The organism is Leeuwenhoekiella sp. LLG6367-2.1 (genome assembly GCF_045055775.1).
GTDB classification, from domain to species: Bacteria; Bacteroidota; Bacteroidia; order Flavobacteriales; family Flavobacteriaceae; genus Leeuwenhoekiella; species Leeuwenhoekiella aequorea.
In genome coordinates, this window is the sequence record NZ_CP159331.1 from 2,066,426 (window position 1) to 2,087,655 (window position 21,230).

The following is a 21,230-nucleotide window of genomic DNA, read 5'->3' on the forward strand; positions in this document are numbered from 1 at the left end:
CGATCTACTTAAGAGTTGCTATAATACTCTGTGATCCTTTAACCTTCTGGTTTAATTTTACAGCCAGAGGTGTGCCTAAAGGAAGATAAATATCTACACGAGAACCAAACTTTATAAAACCGCTATCGTCACCCTTAACAGCTTCATCACCTTCTTTTGCATAGTTTACAATGCGTTTAGCAAGTGCACCGGCTATTTGTCTATAAAGAACATCTCCAAAACCAATAGAACGTACTACGACAGTAGTGCGCTCATTCTCTTCAGAAGCTTTAGGATGCCAAGCCACAAGATATTTTCCTGGGTGGTATTTGCTATATACTACTTTCCCAGTTACAGGATAACGGGTTACGTGAACATTTATAGGTGACATGAAGACCGAAACCTGAAGTCTTTTTTCTTTAAAATATTCTTTTTCAAATACTTCTTCAATTACTACTACTTTCCCGTCTACAGGAGAGACTACATCTTGGGTATTTATATCTGCTATTCTACTCGGATTTCTAAAAAACTGCAAAATGAGAAGTAAAAATACTACCAGTGTAGCGTAGCACACATACTGAAGCCAAACTGGAGATACCCAGGTTTGCGTACTTATAAAACCAATAGCTACAATTATTAATGTAACTGTTATTATCGTATAACCTTCTTTATGAAACATATTCAAAAACAATTAGAACCAGATATATAAACGGACTTGCAAATAAAATACTGTCTAGACGGTCGTAAAGTCCGCCATGACCCGGCATCAATGTACCGCTATCTTTAACTCCGGCTTCGCGTTTCAACTTAGACTCTATGAGATCTCCAAAAGTTCCCAAAGTACTCATTACAACTGCCAGAGACAGCCATATATTAAAATTAAGACTGCCGGTAAATTTATGAATAAAATAACTGGCAATACAAGCGAAAACTAAACCGCCAAAAAAGCCCTCGATAGTCTTCTTAGGAGAGATACTGGGGAAAAGCTTATGCCTGCCAAAACTTTTACCTACGATATAAGCAAATGTATCATTTGTCCATATAAGAATAAAAAGTCCGGCGACTGTATATGGTGAAAACTCATCACCGTGAGAGGGTAAAAGGGTCAGAAATACAAAACTCGCGATAATATAAAATACCGTAATGTGTAATTTTTGAAGTTTACCATACTTTCTAATTTTCTCACTGAAGAGATTTTTCATTAGATAAAGTCCAGTAACTACCGTAAAACCTAATAGAATTAAAGTAGCAATTTTGGAAACTTTAAAATAACTGAAGAAAAGTATGAAGGAAATTAAAATCGCGTAGGTGTACCAAAACTGAAAACCTATAAGTCTTAGGAATTCTCGAAGTGTTATAATACCAAATAATAAAAACAGAAGTATGTACCATTTCTCAGAATAGAGAATGGAAAACAATAAAATTATGACATACAACAGTCCGGAAAGTGCTCGTACAGTAAGTTCGCGCATACTATAAATCTTCTAGAAGCAATAAATAAAGGTTTTTTGCACTGCTTCCATAAGACATAAAATCTTTGGGTCCTTCTTTAGGTTCAAAGTTTTTTATGGTTGTTATATTAGTAGGGATGTAGCCTGTGTTTTTTTTCTTTATTCCGCGTAAGCCTTCGCCAATGCTATTTACAATTTGACTTGTAGTAGCAAAAATGACAAAGTTCTGAGGGAGTTCTTTTAGTTTCTTTTCTTTAATTTGATTTGAAGAAATGAGTAAACTACCATCGTCAGCGATTAGATTTTCGCAGGTCGACAACATAAATTTTGACTCAGATTCTGTTCCGTACATCAAATTGTAGTTGCCAAAGAGGTTTTCGAGCTTATCATCTAAACAATAAACGTCTTGCTCATACCAGTCATTCTCAAGGAGTATATTGTCAAAACTTTCATGTATTTCCTCCATGTTTACGCAGTATAAAAATTTACCGCCATTAAGGATGAAGTGTTTTGTAAAACGCTCATCTGCAGGAGCGCTAATATCTGGCATATATTTCCCGCGCTCAGCTTTTGTAGTGCCTGGCTTATCAGATTCTTCTGAATTTTTGGGTTTAAAGAGTTTCTTTAAAATACTCATAAATGAGTGTGTATGCTTATGTTATTAGGTGTTTATCAAATATAAAAAATCTTAACTCAACAAAGCGTTAAGTTAAGATTTAAAATTTGTACACCAGAAGTGTTTTAATTCTCGCTAACCGGAAGTGTGTTTTCTTGCATTTGCTGCTCAACACCTTCAGGTTTTTCAAATGGACGCTTACCGAAAATCTTCTCAAGATTATCTTTAAATATTACTTCTTTATCAAGCAATACTTCGGCTAGTTCATTTAATTTATCTTTATTTTCTTCAAGAATTGTGATCGCTCTCTGATATTGCTCCTCAATAATTTTAGAAATTTCTTTATCAATTAACTCAGCAGTTTTCTCACTATAAGGCTTGCTAAAGTTGTACTCATTCTGTCCTGAAGAATCGTAATAGGTTAAGTTACCTATTGCATCATTAAGACCATAAGTGGTAACCATCATACGGGCTTGCTTCGTCACTTTTTCAAGATCGCTTAAAGCTCCGGTAGATATTTTATCAAATGTTACCTTCTCAGCAGCACGACCACCCATAGCAGCACACATCTCATCGAGCATTTGCTCTGGACGTACGATTAGACGTTCTTCAGGTAAGTACCAGGCAGCTCCTAATGAACGACCTCGAGGTACTATAGTCACTTTCACCAAAGGAGCGGCGTGCTCAAGCATCCAGCTCACTGTAGCGTGACCAGCTTCGTGAAATGCAATTGCTTTTTTCTCGTCTGGCGTAATAATCTTATTTTTCTTTTCAAGACCACCTACTATACGATCTACCGCATCTAAGAAATCTTGACGTCCTACCGCTGTTTTGCCTTGTCGTGCAGCAATTAATGCTGCTTCGTTACAAACGTTAGCAATATCTGCTCCAGAGAAACCTGGAGTTTGTTTTGCCATAAACTCAGTATCAAGTTCATCAGCAACTTTCTTTAAAGGTCTTAAATGAACTTCAAAAATTTCTTTACGTTCCCGTACATCTGGCAAGTCAACATAAATTTGACGGTCAAATCTACCTGCACGCATAAGTGCTGTATCTAGTACATCTGCTCGGTTAGTAGCTGCAAGTACAATAACATTTGTATTTGTGCCAAAACCGTCCATCTCTGTAAGAAGTTGGTTTAAGGTATTTTCACGCTCATCATTAGAACCGCTAAAATTAGCTTTACCTCGCGCTCTACCTATCGCATCAATTTCATCAATAAATATAATTGCAGGAGATTTTTCTTTGGCTTGCTTGAAAAGATCACGCACACGAGAAGCACCAACTCCAACAAACATTTCTACAAAATCTGAACCTGATAATGAGAAAAATGGAACTTTTGCTTCACCGGCAACAGCTTTAGCTAATAAGGTTTTACCCGTTCCCGGAGGACCTACGAGTAATGCTCCTTTAGGTATTTTACCACCCAGGTTTGTATACTTACTCGGGTTTTTTAAGAAATCAACGATTTCCTGAACCTCTTCTTTTGCACCTTCTAAACCAGCAACATCTTTGAAGGTAGTTTTTACATCGGTTTTCTCGTCAAAAAGCTTAGCCTTAGACTTTCCGATATTAAATATTTGTCCGCCTGCACCACCTGCACCGCCAGAAGACATTCTTCTCATTATAAATATCCAAATACCTATAATAACTGCTATAGGCAATAAGGTGAGTAAAATATCACCAAATAAATTATTATCTGGAGGAAGTACTTTACGAGAAATATAGATTCCTTGATTTTCTTCAATTTTAGCTAATTGTTCAGTAAGATCTTCAAGAGTCGCATAACGATATTCATAATCAGCACCAGAATCTGAGCTTAAAATAGACATACCATTATCTGCAGGTTTTGCGTGAACCTCTTTCTTTTCAGCTTCTGCAGTAAGATAGATGTAAGCGATTTGTTTCGATTTACTAATATCTATACGCTCAACATCACCATCTTTTGCAAAAGTTAAAACCTGATTCTCAAGAATTTCTTTAGGATTTCCATAATCTGAACTACTGCTAAAATAATTTAATGCTAGAAATACAAGAATTATTGCGGTATATATCCACCAGGCGCTAAATTTTGGTTTATTAGGTGCCGGCTTTTTTGATTTGTCTGCCATCTATGTGATTTAATAATTTGTTTCGATTGATGTTACTTTGGCATCTCCCCAAAGACTCTCAATGTCATAGTATTCTCTCACGTGCTTTTGAAATACGTGAACAACAACATTTACATAATCCATTAGCACCCATTCAGAATTTTGCAATCCTTCTACGTGCCAAGGTTTATCCTTAATTTTTTTGCTTACGGTTTTTTGAATTGAATTTACAATGGCATTTACCTGAGTATTTGACGTACCATTACAAATAATAAAGTAGTCGCAAACCATGTTTTCTATCTCCCTAAGATCCAATATATCAATATTTTGACCTTTTACCTCTTCAATACCTTCTAGAATTGTCGTTATTAGTAGATCTGTACTTACTTCTTTTTTCGCCATTAATTCTTTTTTAGTCTGACAAAGTTATTACAATTTTGTTTCATAAGGTTTTTTGTAAGAACTTTTAAGCTATTCATATTACTCTATGCAAATAGTCAAACTTAATGCCACAACTTCTACTAATACCTACTTAAGAGCATATGCAAAAAAGCTCGACGTAGTAGAGGATACAATTGTATGGGCTGCCGAGCAACTTGCCGGAAGGGGTCAACGTGGTGCTTTTTGGGAATCTGAAAAAGATAAAAACCTCACTTTTAGCTTGTTCAAGCGGGTTGGGGAGTTGCGTATTGACCGTCAATTTTACATTACAATGGCTACTTCATTAGCAGTTTATGACGCGCTAAAGCAGTTAGGAATAGAACAACTTTCGGTAAAATGGCCTAACGACATATTGGCAGGTAGATCTAAGATTTGTGGAGTACTTATAGAAAGCGTGATACGTAATGGTCTGTATGCTGTAATTATAGGAGTGGGCTTAAACGTGAATCAACGATTATTTGTAAGAGCGCCACGAGCTACCTCGATAGCATTAGAAACCGGAAAACATCATGAGCTTGAGGAGATTTTAAATATTCTCATTTCTAAATTTTATCATTACGTAGAATTAATTGCTCAAGGACAACTTATTGCCTTGAAGAAGGATTATGAATCAAAGTTGTTTAGAAAAGATAAAGCGTCAACTTTTAAACTCCCAGATGGAAGTACGTTTACGGCTATCATCAAAGAAGTTTCAAAAACAGGAAAGCTCATCCTTCAGTTAGAAGATGAGCTTTACAAAGAATTTGACTTAAAAGAAGTTAAGATGCTCTACTAGATATTCTGTAGATTTTCTGAAAGTGTCTGTATAAATTTTGTGATAGGTGCTTTTATCATCATTGACATCATCGCATTGAATTCGCCTTCAAATTCAAAATGAGCTTCGCTGCTATCACTTGTAAGTTGTTTAATATTTGCAGTAAGTGTAAATGGTAATTTTTCACTTGCAGCCCCTAAAACCACTTTGTTATACGGGACGCTATTTTTTAATTCTAAAACAATATCGGGCATTCCTTTTAATGCAAACAAGAAGCGCTTTTCGCTTAAGATTTCAAACTTACTAATGCTGTCTGGCATTAGCTGTTTGTAATTATTAACGTCTTTTAAAAACGTATAAATAACTTCAGGGCTCTTGTTAATTGTTTTTTTTGGACTTTCTATAAACATAGGTTTGTTTTGAACTGTAAAATGAGTTTAGGTTTAATTATAAATCTGCATTCCACGTGTCTGGAGAAAGACGCCATGATTGCAAAGTATGTTTTTCTTTTTCTGAAATATAGCGGGTATCTAAAGCCTGCTCTAGGAGATGCTCGTAATCGCTTAATGTGTGAAGGTCCAGGTTGTACGCTTTAAAATTTTCAAGTGCGATGTCAAAACCATAAGTGAAGATCGCAAGCATACCTTTAACATTTGCCCCAGCTTCCTTTAAGGCATCTACTGCCATAAGACTGCTTTTGCCGGTACTTATTAAATCTTCAACAACTACGACAGATTGTCCAGAATCGAGTTTGCCTTCGATTTTATTTTGTCTCCCGTGTTTCTTTGCTTCAGGACGTACGTAAACAAATGGCACATTAAGATAATCTGCGACAAGCATACCTATACCTATTGCTCCGGTTGCAACGCCGGCAATTACATCTGGCTTGCCATATAAATGCTCTATTTGCTGAGCAATATTTTCCCGTAAATAATTGCGTATTTGTGGGTAGGAGAGCGTGATACGATTGTCACAATAAATTGGAGATTTCCAACCGCTAGCCCATGTGAAGGGATTTTGTGGTTGTAATTTAATTGCATTAATTTGCAATAACAACTCAGCTGTTTTTTTAGCTGTTTCCTTTTTTAAAATCATGGTACAAATGTATAAAGTTTTTGTAAATGATGTGCCCATTATACTTTCTACTGAAAAGTATATTGGCGCAAATTACACATCAATTCCTTTAAAACGTGCAAAAATTAAAAGCATTATTAAACAAGTAAATCTTGGACAGCTTACCTACATAAATTTGTACCATCCTAAAGGCGAAAAACTCCTTAAGTTCCTAAAGAAAAAACTTCCCGTGGTTATTGCGGGAGGAGGAATGGTTTACAATAAAAATTCAGAAATTTTATTTATCAAGCGTAACGGTAAATGGGATTTGCCTAAAGGGAAATTAGAGAAAAACGAATCTATCGAAGCTTGTGCAATACGCGAAGTAGAAGAGGAAACAGGTTGTAGAGATCTTGTACTTGGCGATCTTATCACAACGACCTATCACATCTTTAAGAGAAACAATAAATTTAAGCTTAAAGAAACATACTGGTATAAAATGACAACGACTTACGATGGTGATCTCGAGCCACAACCATCTGAAGGTATCAAAAAAGTACGTTGGAAGAATTTTGAAAAATCTCAAAAAGCGCTTTCAAAATCCTATGAAAATATAAAGCTACTTTTTCCTAAAGAGTATTTACTACTCAATCCTAAAGATCGGGTAGCGTAAATAGGCCTCTTCCGAATTTTCTGATTTTTGATGAAGCCATTCTAGTTGAGCATACCAGTTATTACTAAAATCGCTATCATTCATTTTTTTCGATTCAAATTCTCTTTTCAGGGTTACATCTGTATTAAGTATTTCTAGCGCTTTATCTTCCCATACATACGGTGAAAAGCCCTCTTTCTGTTGTAAAATCGTATCAAAATAATTCCAATTAAAAAATGAATCTACCGCCGTAGGTTCTAATGTTTCTAGTAAATAACGCAGACCAGATTGAGCAGTATATATCAGTAAATCTCCCGCTTTTACATCGATGTTTTCTATACTCTTTGAGACATTTGTGTTCGAGTGTAAATAGTGCCCTTCATAGGGAGAATTACGTGTATTATAATCCTTAATATGGTAAACCGTGGCTTGTAAGATGCTATCCTTTTTAAATGTAGTATATGCGATTTTATTTTCTTTAAGTCTATTAATTATAAGATGTTGCCCGGCAGGAACTATATAGGCAGCAGGAATTTTTACGCTATCTGTTGGCATCATATTATTATAATAAGCTACCTCCTTAGTAAAGGGTTTTTCCCTGTTATATTTTAAACGCTCAAATCCAGTTACGGCACTCTTTATTTTTTCACCTTCATATCCCTTAAATTGAAGTGTAGTCGTTTGAGAACTGTCTATAGTGTATTGCGTAGTATAGAATGTATTGGTTAGACTTCCGCTTTTATAAAGAGAGTCAATTTCAGTACGCATATGCTTAATTTTTTTTGCGTCTCTAGAGGTAAGTTCCAGCATAGATTTCATTAACTCATAAGTTCCTTCTACCCGAGGTTTATAGGGTTTTAGCATGTGTGTTTCTACCATCATACCCAGCGTATTCCATAAGGTAGAATAACCTGTAGAATATCTTGGGTAATCCATGAACTGACTAAAGCCTATTTCGGGTACTTCGTTAAAAACATTTACATAGGGAGTGATTGGCCACCCTTTTGATTCTAATGAATTTTCAAGATTAGGATGCAATTCAGTATTTAAATACGACCCTAATTTACCTCCTAGCTTATTATGTTGAGTAAATAAATGAGTTAAAACATATTGATAATCGGCTCCATTACTTACGTGGTTGTCTATAAGTACATCTGGATTAATAAGATGGTAGACTTCTGCAAAACTGCGTGCATTTTTAGTATCTGCTTTTATAAAATCGCGATTTAAATCATAATTACGCGCATTGCCTCTAAAACCATATTCTTCAGGGCCATTTTGATTAGTTCTGCTTGTGCTGTTTCTATTAAGGGCTCCTCCTATATTATAAACTGCTATAGCGCCTACCCAGATATTTTCGGGAGTTTCTAATTTACCATTTGCCAGATCCCGCATCATCATCATAGTTGCATCAATGCCGTCTGGTTCTCCAGGATGAATACCATTATTAATAAGTATACGCAGGGCATTTTCATTTTCTGAAAATTCTGATTCTAAACTCCGATTTGGATTATAGGTTACAAGTGTTAGCGGTAGCCCACTATCAGTTGTGCCTATTTCATAGGTTTTTATAGATACGTAAGCAGAATCAAGATTTTTATAATATTTTATTACCTCTGTATAGGTTGGAGTTTGTGTACCATTACTTTTTTCAAATTGAGTTTCCAGATCAAAATCTTCAGGTTTTGGTTTTTCTGCACAAGCAGTAAAGATTAGGAGAATTAAGCTGAGTGTGTAAATTTTCATCTTGGAAATTATTGAAAGATTAAACGTAAAAATTTTATTGAATCAAAACTGGTCTAGTAATCCTCAGAAAAGTAGGGTTTATATTGATTCACTCTAAAATCGAATGTTGTGTATTGCGGATTTATATCCTTTTGAAGCTGATAAGATTTCATACTACCTATCGCACGATTCGCAGCTCCAGAAGGAGCAGTCAAAGAGACTGTTTTAACAATTCTCCCGGCAATTTTAAAACTGTATATTCGGGGTACTTCTGCAGAAATAATCTGAAGCTTAATTCCATTTTCTTTTGCCTGGCGGCGAAAAAAATATTCAGGACCATTTTTACTATTACCTCCCGTAAATAATAAGGTGTTGATTTGGGTATGTTTTTTAAGAATAGTTATTAAGTCTCTAAGTTCTACTTGCTGCATCCCCAGATCAGAAGCGTCTATTTTTTCCCGCCGCGCTGATGCTACTATATCACAAACACCTATTTTATGTTTCTTCAAAAAATTTAAGCGCTGATCTATTGCAAATTGCGAATTGTCATATTTAAGATTGAGAGAAAATATTTGATCCAGAATGGGCCATAGCATCCCATTTTTGCTGCCGTAGCAAAAATCTACATCATCTTTTAGGAGTTTGCCAGTAGTAAATCGGGGAGGAGGTAATGTACCTACGATGAGTTTTGTAGCCTCTTCTATATTAAATGGTGCGTAAGGATGAATATGTTCAAACATTTACTACAGATTCTTCCATTTAATACCGCATCCTATACTGGGTTTTTGAACATCACTTTGTTTACGGTTGTTGAATATATTATCTAACGCTTCTCTAAAATCTCTACCATTTACAGGAATTCCGTTTCCAGGTCTAGAATCGTCGAGCTGGCCTCTGTAAACTAATTTTAATGCATTATCAAACAAATAGAAATCTGGAGTACACGCCGCATCATATGCTTTTGCTATTTCCTGACTTTCATCATATAAGTATGGGAACGGAAAATTATATTTGTGAGATGTATCACGCATAAGCCACGGACTGTCTTCGGGATATTTGTCTACATCATTACTGCTTATCGCAACAAAGCCAAACCCAAGCACGCGGTAGTCATTTGCAATACGCACAATCTCATCATTAACGTGCTTTACAAAAGGACAGTGATTACAAATAAACATCACCACGGTTCCTCGTTCTCCCACACAATCTGTAAGAGAGACATATTTATTAGTAAGCGGATTTAGCAAAGAAAAGAATGGAGCTATTGTCCCTAACGGAAGCATATTTGATTGAGTTCTTGCCATTTTTTATTTTTGATTGAAGCTATAAACCTATTAGTAGCGTAAGTATTGTAAAGTTACAAATACTAAAGTTGTTTTAATTATTTGGGGGCATTACTACACCTTCGTAACTTTAATCTAAATCCAATAATTATGAAAAATACATATAGTTCGCTTTCAGTAGCAATAGAAGCTTTAAAAGCTAAAGGGTACGATACAGATTTTAATCTGGTAGATGAAGGAATTGAGTCAAAACATCTTAAAAAAACCTGGAATGCAGAGCAGATAGAAGTAGAAGAGTCTTTCAGGTTTGAAGGAATGACAAATCCGGGAGATAATAGTGTGCTTTATGTAATTAATACAAAAAGTGGAGAAAAAGGGTTACTTGTTGATGCTTATGGCGCCTATAGTGGTCAAATATCTCAAGAAATGATTCAGAAACTGAAGATCGAATATTAATGAGTGATCTCAAATGGTCAGAATTTGAACGCATTGAAATGCGGGTAGGTACAATACTTACTGTTAGTGATTTCCCTGAAGCAAAAAAACCGGCGTACCAATTGCAAATCGATTTTGGTGAAGAAATAGGTATTTTAAAAACTTCAGCACAAATTACTACTCAATATGACCGCACTAAACTCGTGGGAAAACAGATAATTGCTGTAGTAAATTTTCCTAAAAAACAAATTGCAAATTTTATGAGCGAGTGTCTCATACTAGGTGCAGTTGATAAGTCTGACGTAACTTTACTTAGTCCGGATATGCCTGTAAAGAATGGTCTACGAATTGGTTGAAAATTTCACTAAATACTGACTAATATCCAAAAAAATCTCAAATGCGTTTTTAACGTATTTGAGATTTTTTAGTTAACGGGAGGCGATAAATTTATTTACAATTAAAGCTGTGTATTTTCAAAAGTTCTCATTTTCTGTAAATAGAGAGATAGTTTTTTACTTGACTCCTGCTGAATTTTAAGTTTCATATAATCGCTCCATCCTAATAAGATACCTTTTACTCCTAAGGCTTGTCTCGACCATTTCCATAAATCGAAATGATCTGTATGTTGGAGAATTTTTCCATTCTGAAAATAAAATGTGCCTACTACGTGATTAACAACTTTTCTACGATTGGGTCCAAAATAATATGTCGCTACCCATTTTGCACTACCGGTATAATCATCTGCCTGAATATCTTCATACTTTATAGTTAAGTCATCTCCTCCACGTTCAATGAGCATGTGCCACATCGCACGAACCCGATCTCCCTTAATATGACCAAAAGCGGGATCAGTAAACGTAATATTTTTGCCATAACATGCGGTCATTTCTTTGGGATTATGATCTTTAAATGATTTGTAGAAGGTGTTAAGCAGTTCTTCGTTTGGATGCATGGAGTTGTATTAATTACTAAAGATGCGACAACTTATTTAAATAATTCTTTTATTTTCAATTAGCTACCTATGAATAGGATTAAAAAAATTATAGACTTGTATCTGTGACGTTATGATGTGTGACAAATACTATTGTCCTAAAAATGAATTTTAATCCTCACTAAATGAAAACTTAAAGATAAGATGATCTAAATTTTTTGATTTTTTCTTAATTTACTGGATATTGTAGAGGATCAAGTATCAAAATTTAATAAAACGATAAATATAGCTGGATAACTAGTAATTATTTTAATTCATATATTTTATATAAGTTCTAGTCAGTATAAGATTTAGCTATCTAAACATAAAAAGTATAAATTAAAACTATGCCTTTTTCAGGCTTTAATTAAAGTTCTTTACATTCTCTAAAAGTAAAAATTCAATCTATTATGGAAAATCAAAATAATCATGATCATGGTACAGACGGGAAAGTCTGGGATGTGAATGAATCAGAAGCAAAATGTCCTTTTTTAAATGGTGAAATGCATCATACAACTGGAGGAGGTACTACAAATCGCGATTGGTGGCCAAATCAGTTAAAATTAAGTGTACTGCGTCAAAATTCAGAGCTTACCAATCCAATGGATCCTGATTTTAATTATGCAGAAGAATTTAAGTCTCTAGATATGGAGGCTGTAAAGGAAGATTTACGTCATTTAATGACAGATAGTCAAGATTGGTGGCCGGCAGATTACGGTCATTATGGTCCGTTTTTCATCCGTATGGCTTGGCACAGTGCTGGTACTTACCGTATTCAAGATGGTAGAGGTGGAGCAGGTACTGCACAACAACGTTTTGCACCATTAAACAGTTGGCCAGATAACGCAAACTTAGATAAGGCTAGATTACTATTATGGCCTATTAAAAAGAAATATGGTAAAAAATTATCTTGGGCAGATTTATTAATCTTAACAGGTAATGTTGCTCACGAATCAATGGGCCTTGAAATGTTTGGTTTTGCCGGTGGTCGTGAAGACGTTTGGGAACCTGAAGAAGTATATTGGGGAGCAGAGTCTGAGTGGTTAGGTAATGAAGATCGTTATGCAGGTGGAGATTTAGAAAAGCCATTAGGTGCTGCGCATATGGGTCTTATATATGTTAACCCAGAAGGACATAATGGTAATCCTGATCCAGTTGAGGCTGCTCAGTACATACGTGAAACGTTTGGCCGTATGGCTATGAATGATTATGAAACTGTAGCACTAATCGCTGGTGGTCATACATTCGGAAAAACTCACGGTGCCGCAGATCCTGCTGTTTATGTAGATGCAGAACCTGCAGCAGCTGGTATTGAGTCACAGAGTATGGGTTGGAATAACCGATACGGTTCAGGAAAAGGAGCAGATACCATTACAAGTGGTCTTGAAGGAGCGTGGACAGATACTCCGGTACAATGGAGTCATACTTATTTTAATAACCTATTTGGTTATGAATGGGAATTAACTAAGAGTCCGGCTGGAGCGCACCAGTGGAAACCAGTTAATGATGGTGGAGCAGGTACGGTGCCAGATGCACACGATCCAGACAAGAAACATGCTCCATTTATGTTGACTACAGACCTTTCTTTGAAAATGGATCCTGAATATGAAAAAATATCAAGAAATTTTCATAAGAATCCACAAGAGTTTGCAGATGCATATAGCCGTGCATGGTTTAAGCTTACTCACCGTGATATGGGACCAAAAGAACGTTACTTAGGACCAGAAGTTCCTCAGGAAGAATTGATTTGGCAAGATCCTATTCCTGCTGTTGATTATGAGCTTGTGAATGATGATGATATTGCAGGATTAAAATCTTCTATATTAACTAGTGGTCACAATCTTTCAGAATTTATTTCTACAGCTTGGGCTTCTGCATCTACTTTTAGAGGTTCAGATAAGCGTGGTGGTGCAAATGGTGCTCGTGTACGATTAGCTCCTCAAAATAATTGGGAAGTAAATAATCCACAGCAATTAAAATCAGTTTTAGAAACTCTGGAGAGAATTCAGAATGATTTCAATAATTCACAAGGTGGAAATAAGAAAGTCTCTTTAGCAGATCTTATAGTTCTTGCGGGTTCAGCAGCAGTGGAGAAAGCGGCTAGTGATGCAGGTTACTCGATTTCTGTACCATTTAGAGCAGGTAGAGCAGATGCTTCTGCAGAGCAAACAGATGTAGAGGCTTTTGAAGCATTAGAACCTATTGCAGATGGATTTAGAAATTATCTAAAAGAAGGAGTAAAGGTTACTGCTGAAGAATTGTTAGTAGATAAAGCAAACTTACTAACTCTTACAGCTCCTGAAATGACTGTTTTAGTTGCCGGTATGCGTGTTTTAAATACAAATTTTGACGGTTCAAATAAAGGAGTATTTACAGATAAGCCGGGAACTCTTTCTAATGATTTCTTAGTATCAATTACAGATCTAGGGATTACATGGAAAGCAACTTCAGATTCAGATGCAATATTTGTAGGTAGTGATCGCAGAACTGGCGAAGTGAAATATACAGGAACCAGAGCAGATTTAATTTTTGGTTCTAACAGTGAACTAAGAGCCCTTGCTGAAGCGTATGCTGCAGACGATGCAAGAGAAAAATTTGTAAAAGATTTTGTGAAGGCTTGGGATAAAGTAATGAACTTAGATCGTTACTAATAAGTAAAATAGTGTTAAGATAAAAAGGGTAGCCAGTTGGCTACCCTTTTTTTTTGATACTAACTAAAATTTTTTAAAACTATTCCTGAAAAGACCAGGCTACAATACGGCTTGATTTATTCCCGGTTCCTAGTGGGATGGTCTTTAATACGTTTACCTCTGCTTTTCTAAGCTGCTTGTAAATACTCTTCAAATTATCTTGTTTAGAGACTAAAGTCGTAAACCATCTGCATTGTGTGCCTCTCGTTTTACTTTGTTTAATCATTATTTTAATAAACTCTACCTCACCACCTTCTGTGATTAATTCATTGCTTATACCTGCAAAATTCAACTCTGGTTTGGAGTTTGTAGATCCTGTAAGATTTTTTGTTTTTCTACGGGTACCTCTCAAAGCATCTTCTTGCGATGCGTGAAAGGGTGGGTTGCACATGGTAAAATCAATTTTATCATCAGGATTGAGAATACCATTAAAAATACTGTCTGCATTTTTTTGTAATCGCAATTCAATTTTACCTTTTAAGGAATCGTTAGCTTCAATAATTTTTTCTGCGGAAGCAATAGATTTTGCATCAATATCAGTAGCTATGAAACTCCAGTCATATTCGGTAACACCCAGAATAGGGTAAATCAAACTTGCTCCTGTACCTATGTCAAGTCCTTTGATTTGACTACCTTTTTTAAGTTCGCCTGTGCCTTCACTTAACAAATCTGCAATAGCGTGTAAATAATCTGCGCGTCCCGGTATAGGTGGGCACAGATTAGCATCAGGAAAATCCCATTTTTCTATTCCGTAATAATGATTAAGTAAAGCCTGATTGAGTAATTTTACAGCTTCAGCACTTGCAAAATCAATAGATTCTGCGCCATACTTATTAGGTTTTATATGATTTCCTAACTCAGGAACTACATTTACAAGAGCTTTTAAATCATACGGTTCACGGTTGCGATTGCGTGCATGTAGAGTTGATTTTATAGGCGTTTTTTTAGATCTAGACATATATAATTAGTTAAGTGGCTAAGGTGCGAAGATACTCATACCTTCATCTTCTTGTTATGGAATAATAGAGTGAGGTGATAAATAATATATGATAGCCATTGTTCTAATTAATACGGAAAATAACTCCTCTCGTATTTCTTGATTTATTTAATTTAAAAGCAACGGCAGTTTTTCTTCATAAAATGTATCCCAAAAACTTTGAGAGTATGATACCCGGTATAAAGAGTTTTCCTTTTTGTTGTTGTATTCATAATATTCTATTTCTTCAACGTCTTTTAGTTGAAAATCATATAAATAAGAATCCATTTCTAAAACACTATTCTCTCTTTTGTTTTCCTTGTTTAGAGTTTCGTTATATGATCGATTAAAATATCTAGTAGCGTAAAATTTACCATCGTCTAAAACATCTGAATAGTAGCAGATGTTTTCTTCCTTAATTGTAGTTCTTAAAATATTTTTATAGTCTTGATATCCCTTAAAATATTTTTCTATTTCATGAGAATCTAACGTTGTTTCCCAATTCTCAACTACTTTTACTATACCAAAACTCGCCTTATCGATATATACTCTACCTGAATAGGTTGTAGGATATCCTCTGTTAGTATAATTCCATTTATTTCTTTTTGTCTCAAATGAAATTATATACTGACCGTAATCTTCAGTATTATCTGATTTCACAAAGCTTAGTTTAAATTTCTTATATTTTCTCTTGTGTAAAATGTTGGCATAACGAATAGCATTTTGCCTATAAGCAAAAAACTGGGAGGAGTATTTATATTTTTTAGGGTGAATATTTTTATTCCATTTAATTTGTTCAACCCTTTGAGTTATTATAAATGGTGACAAATAGCCATCATCATAGTCCTTGGTGATCACCTCTAGATCCAGTACTGTCGTGTCATTTTTATTTATTAAAACATTGCCGTATCTGTGAAAATTAAAAGGTTCTGTGGGATGATTTAATTTTCTTTTTGAAATAGCTTTTTTTAATACAGTTTTTGGTGATAAATAACCGGTAATAAGTACCTCTTCAAGTCTCTCAAATTTGGGTTTTATATAAGTTTTACTTTGCAGATCGCTTAGTAAAATGGTTTTGTTTTCATAACCTATTGATGAAATAGTAACTTCTGAACTCTCAATCAATGAATTTTTAACCAGCAACTCATAAAAACCATTTTCATCTGCAACTCTATAGATTTCTTCCTTTTTTAATATTAAGGTGGCAAATGGAATAGGATGATTACTTTCTTTATCAAGAAGCTGACCTTTCAGTATGACCTTTTCACCTGCTTTAATTGGATCTATCTTTTTATTGACGTCAACTGACTCACTGAACTGGGTAATGCTATCTGATATAGTTTCTCGTTTCGGTAATGATGCTTTTTCAAAGAAGATGTAACCATCGTATAATTGATCTATTCGGGCTTTTGTAAAATCAACAAAGTTCAACAACCTTGTAAATTTTGTTGATTGCATTGCTTCCTGGTTGGAAGACACGAACAAGAAGGGTTTATTAAAACCTTTCAATTCATATTCGAATGAATTGCTTTTTATAGGTGTAAGATGCCACTTATTTGTACCTAAATCTAAAAGGGAGTCGTTTGCATGTATTGTTGCTAGACTATATGCTTTCTCTTTTAGTTCTTGATGAATATAAGAACCCATGGAAACAAAATCTCTTGCAATTAGCTTATCTATACTTGAATTATCTTTTATGATATGAATATTGTCTGCCCAGCAGATAATTTTTTCACTTGGATTTCTATGGATGTAACTTAAAAGATTATCGGCCATTTGTTCATCCCTTATATTATGGTTTTTATTGCCTAAATCAGTAGTTAGAATTTCTTCTTTGTTATAATAAGCATCTTGAGTGCAAGCTAAGAGACTTTTAATAAATTGGGACCAATAGAAATTCAAATTGTTATTCTCTAGTCTTTCTATTTGCTTAATAATTCGTTTAATCTCCTTTTCGTAAATTTTATAGTGAATATCATCTTCTTCTACTGTTACATTTTCTAATATACCTTCGATGATAATACCCATATCATCTTCATCTAATTTTATAACAATATTTTGATTGTCGCAGTAATCGAAAAAATCTTCAATAAAGGACGAACTGTTTATAATCTGAGAGTCAAAGCCTATAACTTTAAGATTATTTTCTTCAATGTAGTTTACGAGTCTTTGAAACTCTTTAGAACTAGACCAGACTCCCCAAATTGCCTCGTTAAATTCGGTTTTATCAAAACCTTTCTGATTCATTTTCCAGATATCATACATAGGAGATTCAATGGCAAATGTTGTGTAACCTAATTCCTGATGCAGGTATTCTACAACCCGGGCTTTCATCTCAAATATATTGCCGTACATGTGGGTGTACTCTCCCAGCATCACCAGTTCTTTTCCCTGTAGTTCTTCTTTAAGAAATGCTAAATCACTTAGATCTTTTGATTCAGGAGGGAGGAGTTTTACCGTTTTGAGTTCTTGTGCATTTGTAAATGAAAGAACAAGTATCGCGGTAAGAATTAAAATTTTTTTCATCATTTCTAAAAAGTTTTTGTAGCTGACTTTGAGTTAAAAAATAATGCTAAATCTTAATTTTAGAAGCTTTTATAATGTTCTCAAATTATTTTTCTTCAATCAGGTCTTTTAATATAAAAAGAGCATCAACCTGGCGAAGTTGCCCTTTCTCGGTAGTAGAATTTCCGTATAGATTATATAATTGAAACCCATACGAACGAAGCAAACTTAGAATTTCATCAAACTGAGGCTGGTCTTGATAGCTTGGCATGATACTTATCTCTGTATAAATCATTTTGATTTGTTTTTGAGATAAGGTTTTTGAAGCGCCCTGAAATACTTTAAACTCGCCTCCCTGTACATCCATCTTTAAAATGTCTAGTGTTTTGATGGTGTTAGCTTCTACATAATCATCTAACGTAATTGTTTCTATGCTAACTTTTTCACGGGTATCAAAGAGTCCTTCAGACCACGTTTTTTTAGCATTAGGGTCTGAATCTAACAAAGAGTTTGTTTGCGCAAATGAGTTGCTGTTAAACAGTACTTTATCGCTATTGTTGCTTAATGCTTTGTTTACTAAACTAATTTTAGCATCACCTGTCGTATTAGCTTTTAGCTGGTCAAACGATTCTTTAAAAGGCTCAAAACTATGAATTATTGCGTTAGGAAATAAGGATTTGTAAAAACTGGTAACCTCGCCTACATAAGCTCCCACATCAAAGATTATGACCTCTTCTTCCGGATTTTCTAATAAATTATATTGCGTCAAAAATGGATTTTGATCGCTGTAATTTTTAGTTTCAGTCTTAATAATTTTTAAACCGAAGCGTCTAAAAAGTTTTTTAACCAGTCTTTTGATATTTATCACGATGCTTTATTAAAAGTATTTTAAATTAAAATCACATCACTTTCTGCGCTAGTAAGCGCTGAACTGCATATACATCTATACTTTTATTAAATTTTTTAGAAACCGATGGCATATCTTCACTCGAGATCCAGATTTTTAATTCGGCATCCAGGTCAAAGGTTCCTGCAGTCTCTAGTGAAAATCTTGATATATTTTTATAAGGCAAAGACTTATATTCCATTTTACTTCCGGTTAAACCTTGTACGTCTATAAGGATTAAACGTTTATTTGTAAACATAAATACATCGCGGAATAGTTTAAAACCCAGCTCTACAGTTTCCGTTTCAATAAGTAACCGACCGTATTTTTGAGTAAGTTCTTCAGATGATACTTCACTGGCGTTACCCAGTATATTATTAAATAATCCCATTTTATTTTTATTTAAAATTCTTTTAATAACTCGACATAACGCTTGTGACGTTGCTTTGTAAATCTAGCGATTAGGTCTTTAGTTTTCCAGAAGGATATCATAAAAACTAAAAAACTGCAGAATCGATTACGAAACTGCAGTTCTATACTTTACACAAATAGTCTTATTTGGAGTAGGCTCCTGATGAATACGTTAATTCATAAGAGTGCGTATAAATCTCAAATACAATCCCAAAGGGATCTTCTACGTAACACATTTTAAAGGGCTTGTCTTCTGGGTAATATTCACGAATAGGCATACGTTGTTTTCCGCCGTAAGAAACTATCTTCTCTATTAATTCTTCAATATTAGGATCCTGAACACAGAAGTGAAAAAGACCAGTATTGAACGGGTTAAATTCTGGAGCTTCTTTTACGCCGTTAGGAAATGAAAACAATTCAATACCCACGCCGTCTGAAGTTGCTAAATGAGCGATTTCAAAAGTTTCCCAGTCATCCCCAAATACATCAATACACATTTGCCCAATAGCAGTATCTTTTTCTTTCTTTACTAGAGAAGGTTCCATAATAGTATACCATCCCATAACTTCAGAATAAAACGCTACTGCTTTCTGTATATCTGGTACCGTAATTCCTATGTGAGAAAATGCTTTCGGATAATTTTTAGTTGTCTTCATAATCTTGTTTTAGACTACAAAATAAGTATATATTTGCTTTAATAACAATAACTTACCTAAAAGTAGTATAGTGACCAAAACGAGTGAATTGCTGAAAAGCAGCCGATTAGAATAGCCAATGAATAAAGATAATTATTGTCCGCTAAATTATACGATGAATTTAATAGGGAGTAAGTGGAAGCCTTTGGTTTTGTTTCATTTACTTGAAGGTCCATTACGTTCTGGAATGTTACAGAAAAAAGTACCTGAAATATCGAATAAGATGTTTACGCAGACCGTTCGCGAATTAGAAAAAGATGGTTTAATTGCTAGGAAAGTATTTCCTGTAGTTCCCCCAAAGGTCGAATATGATTTAACTGTACGCGGCAAATCTTTAGAGTCTATTTTAAAAGCCTTAGATCAATGGGGGTTAGAAGATTTGAAAAAATAGCTTTAGTATTAATATGTCTAGATAATTACTTAATGATCTCTGCGCTCTACAATTTTTAAGATTCTGCCATAACTGATCTCTGCTAAATTCCATTCATAACCATTGAAATCGGTGGTATTATTAAATTGGATAATAATGGTATCAATATCTTCATGATATTTTGCAATACTTTGATAACCCGGAAGTAAACCCGTGTGCTCAAACTCATAAATACTGGTGTAAATTTCTTGTTCGCCCGCTTCAAATACAGACCCATCATTTAATGCTCTTATAAAAATACCCACGTCTTCTGCCGTGGCTATCATTAACCCGGTTTCTTCGGTTTTTAAATCTTCTTCAATTCCTACATAGTACCCACTCATCAAATCAGCGATGTCTATATCCTGAATAGATCCATACGTATTTGTAAGATTGAGTGGAATTAAAATTTCTTCCTTGATGAACTGCTTATGACTATATCCTACTGTTTTGTCAATAAGATCTGAAATCAACATGTAGTTTGTATTTGAATATCCGTAGTCTGTATCGGGGTCAAAATCTGCCGGTAAATCTAAGGCATAGTTAAGAGTTTCTTCCTTGCTCGTAGGCGGATTGATATAATAATCGGGATGATCTACAAAGTTAGGAATACCACTGCGGTGTTGTAACATCATCCGTAAAGTGATTTCATTAGAATTTTCTATTCGGTCGGCTAGTTCAGGGAAGTATTCGGCTAATGTTTTATCTAATGATAAACGATTTGCCTTAACTAATTTTGTTGTAGCTACGGCTACATAAAGTTTTGTGATACTCGCAATTTTAAATAAGGCTTTAGGATTTGCAGGTATTTTGTTTTTTCGGTCGTGCCAACCAGCAGCATAAAATTCAGGTGCTTTATCACCTTGATCTATATATACGATCATACCGTCAAAACCGTAATCTAGTGCCTCATCCAGTTGTTCTTGTACGGTATCGGGGAGAGGAAGTATCCACGCTTTTACTAAAATCCAGGGCACAAAGTATAAAGAACCTATACTTGCAGCGATAAAGAGGATTCTAAATATTTTTTTTAATTGTTCTTTATTCATTTTCTAAAGGAGAAACATGTTAGATTCTGCTAATTTAATGAATTCAAAATCAAGCGAACTGATAAATGATTGTCTGTAAAATAATCAGATGCTAAATCGGAAGACTACAAAATTTAATTTAGGTTAATAATCTTCATAAATAATAAGAGCGACAATTTTT

Annotated in this window: 23 protein-coding genes; 6 read left to right on the plus strand and 17 right to left on the minus strand. The window is 34.7% G+C overall.

The annotated features are described in order from the left end of the window. Positions 1 to 4: 4 nt before the first annotated feature. The 5 genes from ABVM53_RS09385 to rsfS all read right to left on the minus strand — a co-directional run bounded on the left by ABVM53_RS09385 (position 5) and on the right by rsfS (position 4,538). Positions 5 to 658 (minus strand): phosphatidylserine decarboxylase family protein, encoded by a 654-nt coding sequence (locus tag ABVM53_RS09385; protein WP_405325473.1) that lies wholly within the window; start codon positions 656 to 658, stop codon positions 5 to 7. Beyond that, entirely contained in the window at positions 648 to 1,451 is an 804-nt protein-coding gene (locus tag ABVM53_RS09390) for a phosphatidate cytidylyltransferase (RefSeq protein ID WP_128756522.1), read from the minus strand. The genes ABVM53_RS09385 and ABVM53_RS09390 overlap by 11 nt, the downstream gene beginning before the upstream one ends. A gap of 1 nt (position 1,452) precedes the next feature. Further along, complete coding sequence (locus tag ABVM53_RS09395) at positions 1,453 to 2,067, minus strand: LUD domain-containing protein (RefSeq protein ID WP_405325476.1); 615 nt, start codon at positions 2,065 to 2,067, stop codon at positions 1,453 to 1,455. 104 nt (positions 2,068 to 2,171) lie between these two features. After that, positions 2,172 to 4,157: an ATP-dependent zinc metalloprotease FtsH gene (ftsH, locus tag ABVM53_RS09400; protein WP_371455025.1), complete on the minus strand. Its 1,986-nt coding sequence runs from the start codon at positions 4,155 to 4,157 to the stop codon at positions 2,172 to 2,174. A gap of 9 nt (positions 4,158 to 4,166) precedes the next feature. Next, complete coding sequence (gene rsfS, locus ABVM53_RS09405; RefSeq protein ID WP_128756525.1) at positions 4,167 to 4,538, minus strand: ribosome silencing factor; 372 nt, start codon at positions 4,536 to 4,538, stop codon at positions 4,167 to 4,169. An 85-nt stretch (positions 4,539 to 4,623) separates the two neighbouring features. Here rsfS and ABVM53_RS09410 point away from each other — a divergent pair, with 85 nt between their 5' ends. After that, positions 4,624 to 5,352 carry a biotin--[acetyl-CoA-carboxylase] ligase gene (locus ABVM53_RS09410; protein WP_371455024.1) on the plus strand — a complete coding sequence of 243 codons (729 nt, stop codon included), beginning with the start codon at positions 4,624 to 4,626 and terminating at the stop codon, positions 5,350 to 5,352. Here the strand turns inward: ABVM53_RS09410 and ABVM53_RS09415 are convergent. Together ABVM53_RS09415 and pyrE are read right to left on the minus strand one after the other, a co-directional pair. Then, positions 5,349 to 5,741 (minus strand): SRPBCC family protein, encoded by a 393-nt coding sequence (locus tag ABVM53_RS09415; RefSeq protein WP_128756527.1) that lies wholly within the window; start codon positions 5,739 to 5,741, stop codon positions 5,349 to 5,351. The genes ABVM53_RS09410 and ABVM53_RS09415 overlap by 4 nt on opposite strands. A gap of 37 nt (positions 5,742 to 5,778) precedes the next feature. Next, entirely contained in the window at positions 5,779 to 6,426 is a 648-nt protein-coding gene (pyrE, locus tag ABVM53_RS09420; protein ID WP_405325482.1) for an orotate phosphoribosyltransferase, read from the minus strand. 7 nt (positions 6,427 to 6,433) lie between these two features. On the opposite strand from pyrE, the gene ABVM53_RS09425 reads away from it, so the two are divergent. Further along, positions 6,434 to 7,057, plus strand: a complete 624-nt coding sequence (locus ABVM53_RS09425; protein WP_405325484.1) for an NUDIX hydrolase — start codon at positions 6,434 to 6,436, stop codon at positions 7,055 to 7,057. Here the strand turns inward: ABVM53_RS09425 and ABVM53_RS09430 are convergent. Genes ABVM53_RS09430 through ABVM53_RS09440 form a run of 3 tightly spaced genes read right to left on the minus strand, consistent with a single transcriptional unit; the run spans position 7,028 to position 10,065 of the window. After that, a complete protein-coding gene (locus ABVM53_RS09430; RefSeq protein ID WP_405325488.1) occupies positions 7,028 to 8,782 on the minus strand; it encodes a M14 family metallopeptidase in 1,755 nt (584 codons plus the stop codon). The two genes, ABVM53_RS09425 and ABVM53_RS09430, sit on opposite strands and share 30 nt — an antisense overlap. Before the next feature lie 53 nt (positions 8,783 to 8,835). Further along, complete coding sequence (locus tag ABVM53_RS09435; protein ID WP_405325491.1) at positions 8,836 to 9,501, minus strand: uracil-DNA glycosylase family protein; 666 nt, start codon at positions 9,499 to 9,501, stop codon at positions 8,836 to 8,838. Between the two features lie 3 nt (positions 9,502 to 9,504). Beyond that, positions 9,505 to 10,065 (minus strand): thioredoxin family protein, encoded by a 561-nt coding sequence (locus tag ABVM53_RS09440; protein WP_405325494.1) that lies wholly within the window; start codon positions 10,063 to 10,065, stop codon positions 9,505 to 9,507. Between the two features lie 129 nt (positions 10,066 to 10,194). Here ABVM53_RS09440 and ABVM53_RS09445 point away from each other — a divergent pair, with 129 nt between their 5' ends. Together ABVM53_RS09445 and ABVM53_RS09450 are read left to right on the plus strand one after the other, a co-directional pair. Beyond that, positions 10,195 to 10,500, plus strand: a complete 306-nt coding sequence (locus ABVM53_RS09445; protein ID WP_371455018.1) for a phosphoribosylpyrophosphate synthetase — start codon at positions 10,195 to 10,197, stop codon at positions 10,498 to 10,500. Further along, entirely contained in the window at positions 10,500 to 10,835 is a 336-nt protein-coding gene (locus ABVM53_RS09450) for a tRNA-binding protein (protein WP_405325498.1), read from the plus strand. The genes ABVM53_RS09445 and ABVM53_RS09450 overlap by 1 nt, the downstream gene beginning before the upstream one ends. Before the next feature lie 101 nt (positions 10,836 to 10,936). Here ABVM53_RS09450 and ABVM53_RS09455 read toward each other — a convergent pair whose 3' ends face one another. Beyond that, positions 10,937 to 11,431, minus strand: coding sequence for a nuclear transport factor 2 family protein (locus ABVM53_RS09455; protein WP_405325501.1), 495 nt, complete (start codon positions 11,429 to 11,431; stop codon positions 10,937 to 10,939). Between the two features lie 428 nt (positions 11,432 to 11,859). On the opposite strand from ABVM53_RS09455, the gene katG reads away from it, so the two are divergent. Beyond that, on the plus strand, positions 11,860 to 14,100 hold the full coding sequence (gene katG, locus ABVM53_RS09460; protein WP_405325504.1) for a catalase/peroxidase HPI: 2,241 nt from the start codon (positions 11,860 to 11,862) through the stop codon (positions 14,098 to 14,100). Positions 14,101 to 14,179: 79 nt separating this feature from the next. Here the strand turns inward: katG and rlmF are convergent, their stop codons facing one another. The 5 genes from rlmF to ABVM53_RS09485 form a co-directional block, all read right to left on the minus strand. After that, positions 14,180 to 15,097, minus strand: coding sequence for a 23S rRNA (adenine(1618)-N(6))-methyltransferase RlmF (rlmF, locus tag ABVM53_RS09465; RefSeq protein ID WP_405325507.1), 918 nt, complete (start codon positions 15,095 to 15,097; stop codon positions 14,180 to 14,182). Between the two features lie 147 nt (positions 15,098 to 15,244). Further along, positions 15,245 to 17,644 (minus strand): erythromycin esterase family protein, encoded by a 2,400-nt coding sequence (locus ABVM53_RS09470; RefSeq protein ID WP_405325510.1) that lies wholly within the window; start codon positions 17,642 to 17,644, stop codon positions 15,245 to 15,247. 82 nt (positions 17,645 to 17,726) lie between these two features. Next, positions 17,727 to 18,488, minus strand: a complete 762-nt coding sequence (locus ABVM53_RS09475; RefSeq protein ID WP_405325513.1) for an FkbM family methyltransferase — start codon at positions 18,486 to 18,488, stop codon at positions 17,727 to 17,729. A gap of 31 nt (positions 18,489 to 18,519) precedes the next feature. Next, positions 18,520 to 18,897 (minus strand): PH domain-containing protein, encoded by a 378-nt coding sequence (locus ABVM53_RS09480; RefSeq protein WP_128756538.1) that lies wholly within the window; start codon positions 18,895 to 18,897, stop codon positions 18,520 to 18,522. Between the two features lie 163 nt (positions 18,898 to 19,060). After that, the gene (locus tag ABVM53_RS09485; protein ID WP_371455011.1) at positions 19,061 to 19,573 is read right to left on the minus strand and encodes a VOC family protein; all 513 of its coding nucleotides are present in this window, start codon (positions 19,571 to 19,573) and stop codon (positions 19,061 to 19,063) included. Between the two features lie 118 nt (positions 19,574 to 19,691). Here ABVM53_RS09485 and ABVM53_RS09490 point away from each other — a divergent pair, with 118 nt between their 5' ends. Further along, a complete protein-coding gene (locus tag ABVM53_RS09490; RefSeq protein WP_405325516.1) occupies positions 19,692 to 20,003 on the plus strand; it encodes a winged helix-turn-helix transcriptional regulator in 312 nt (103 codons plus the stop codon). A 29-nt stretch (positions 20,004 to 20,032) separates the two neighbouring features. Here ABVM53_RS09490 and ABVM53_RS09495 read toward each other — a convergent pair whose 3' ends face one another. Then, a complete protein-coding gene (locus tag ABVM53_RS09495) occupies positions 20,033 to 21,070 on the minus strand; it encodes a serine hydrolase domain-containing protein (protein ID WP_405325519.1) in 1,038 nt (345 codons plus the stop codon). Between the last annotated feature and the right edge of the window lie 160 nt (positions 21,071 to 21,230).

Coding starts and splice junctions, on each gene's coding strand:
- ABVM53_RS09385 (WP_405325473.1), bottom strand. CDS start 658: ATGTTTCATAAAGAAGGTTATACGATAATAACAGTTACATTAATAATT.
- ABVM53_RS09390 (WP_128756522.1), bottom strand. CDS start 1,451: ATGCGCGAACTTACTGTACGAGCACTTTCCGGACTGTTGTATGTCATA.
- ABVM53_RS09395 (WP_405325476.1), bottom strand. CDS start 2,067: ATGAGTATTTTAAAGAAACTCTTTAAACCCAAAAATTCAGAAGAATCT.
- ftsH (WP_371455025.1), bottom strand. CDS start 4,157: ATGGCAGACAAATCAAAAAAGCCGGCACCTAATAAACCAAAATTTAGC.
- rsfS (WP_128756525.1), bottom strand. CDS start 4,538: ATGGCGAAAAAAGAAGTAAGTACAGATCTACTAATAACGACAATTCTA.
- ABVM53_RS09410 (WP_371455024.1), top strand. CDS start 4,624: ATGCAAATAGTCAAACTTAATGCCACAACTTCTACTAATACCTACTTA.
- ABVM53_RS09415 (WP_128756527.1), bottom strand. CDS start 5,741: ATGTTTATAGAAAGTCCAAAAAAAACAATTAACAAGAGCCCTGAAGTT.
- pyrE (WP_405325482.1), bottom strand. CDS start 6,426: ATGATTTTAAAAAAGGAAACAGCTAAAAAAACAGCTGAGTTGTTATTG.
- ABVM53_RS09425 (WP_405325484.1), top strand. CDS start 6,434: ATGTATAAAGTTTTTGTAAATGATGTGCCCATTATACTTTCTACTGAA.
- ABVM53_RS09430 (WP_405325488.1), bottom strand. CDS start 8,782: ATGAAAATTTACACACTCAGCTTAATTCTCCTAATCTTTACTGCTTGT.
- ABVM53_RS09435 (WP_405325491.1), bottom strand. CDS start 9,501: ATGTTTGAACATATTCATCCTTACGCACCATTTAATATAGAAGAGGCT.
- ABVM53_RS09440 (WP_405325494.1), bottom strand. CDS start 10,065: ATGGCAAGAACTCAATCAAATATGCTTCCGTTAGGGACAATAGCTCCA.
- ABVM53_RS09445 (WP_371455018.1), top strand. CDS start 10,195: ATGAAAAATACATATAGTTCGCTTTCAGTAGCAATAGAAGCTTTAAAA.
- ABVM53_RS09450 (WP_405325498.1), top strand. CDS start 10,500: ATGAGTGATCTCAAATGGTCAGAATTTGAACGCATTGAAATGCGGGTA.
- ABVM53_RS09455 (WP_405325501.1), bottom strand. CDS start 11,431: ATGCATCCAAACGAAGAACTGCTTAACACCTTCTACAAATCATTTAAA.
- katG (WP_405325504.1), top strand. CDS start 11,860: ATGGAAAATCAAAATAATCATGATCATGGTACAGACGGGAAAGTCTGG.
- rlmF (WP_405325507.1), bottom strand. CDS start 15,097: ATGTCTAGATCTAAAAAAACGCCTATAAAATCAACTCTACATGCACGC.
- ABVM53_RS09470 (WP_405325510.1), bottom strand. CDS start 17,644: ATGATGAAAAAAATTTTAATTCTTACCGCGATACTTGTTCTTTCATTT.
- ABVM53_RS09480 (WP_128756538.1), bottom strand. CDS start 18,897: ATGGGATTATTTAATAATATACTGGGTAACGCCAGTGAAGTATCATCT.
- ABVM53_RS09485 (WP_371455011.1), bottom strand. CDS start 19,573: ATGAAGACAACTAAAAATTATCCGAAAGCATTTTCTCACATAGGAATT.
- ABVM53_RS09490 (WP_405325516.1), top strand. CDS start 19,692: ATGAATAAAGATAATTATTGTCCGCTAAATTATACGATGAATTTAATA.
- ABVM53_RS09495 (WP_405325519.1), bottom strand. CDS start 21,070: ATGAATAAAGAACAATTAAAAAAAATATTTAGAATCCTCTTTATCGCT.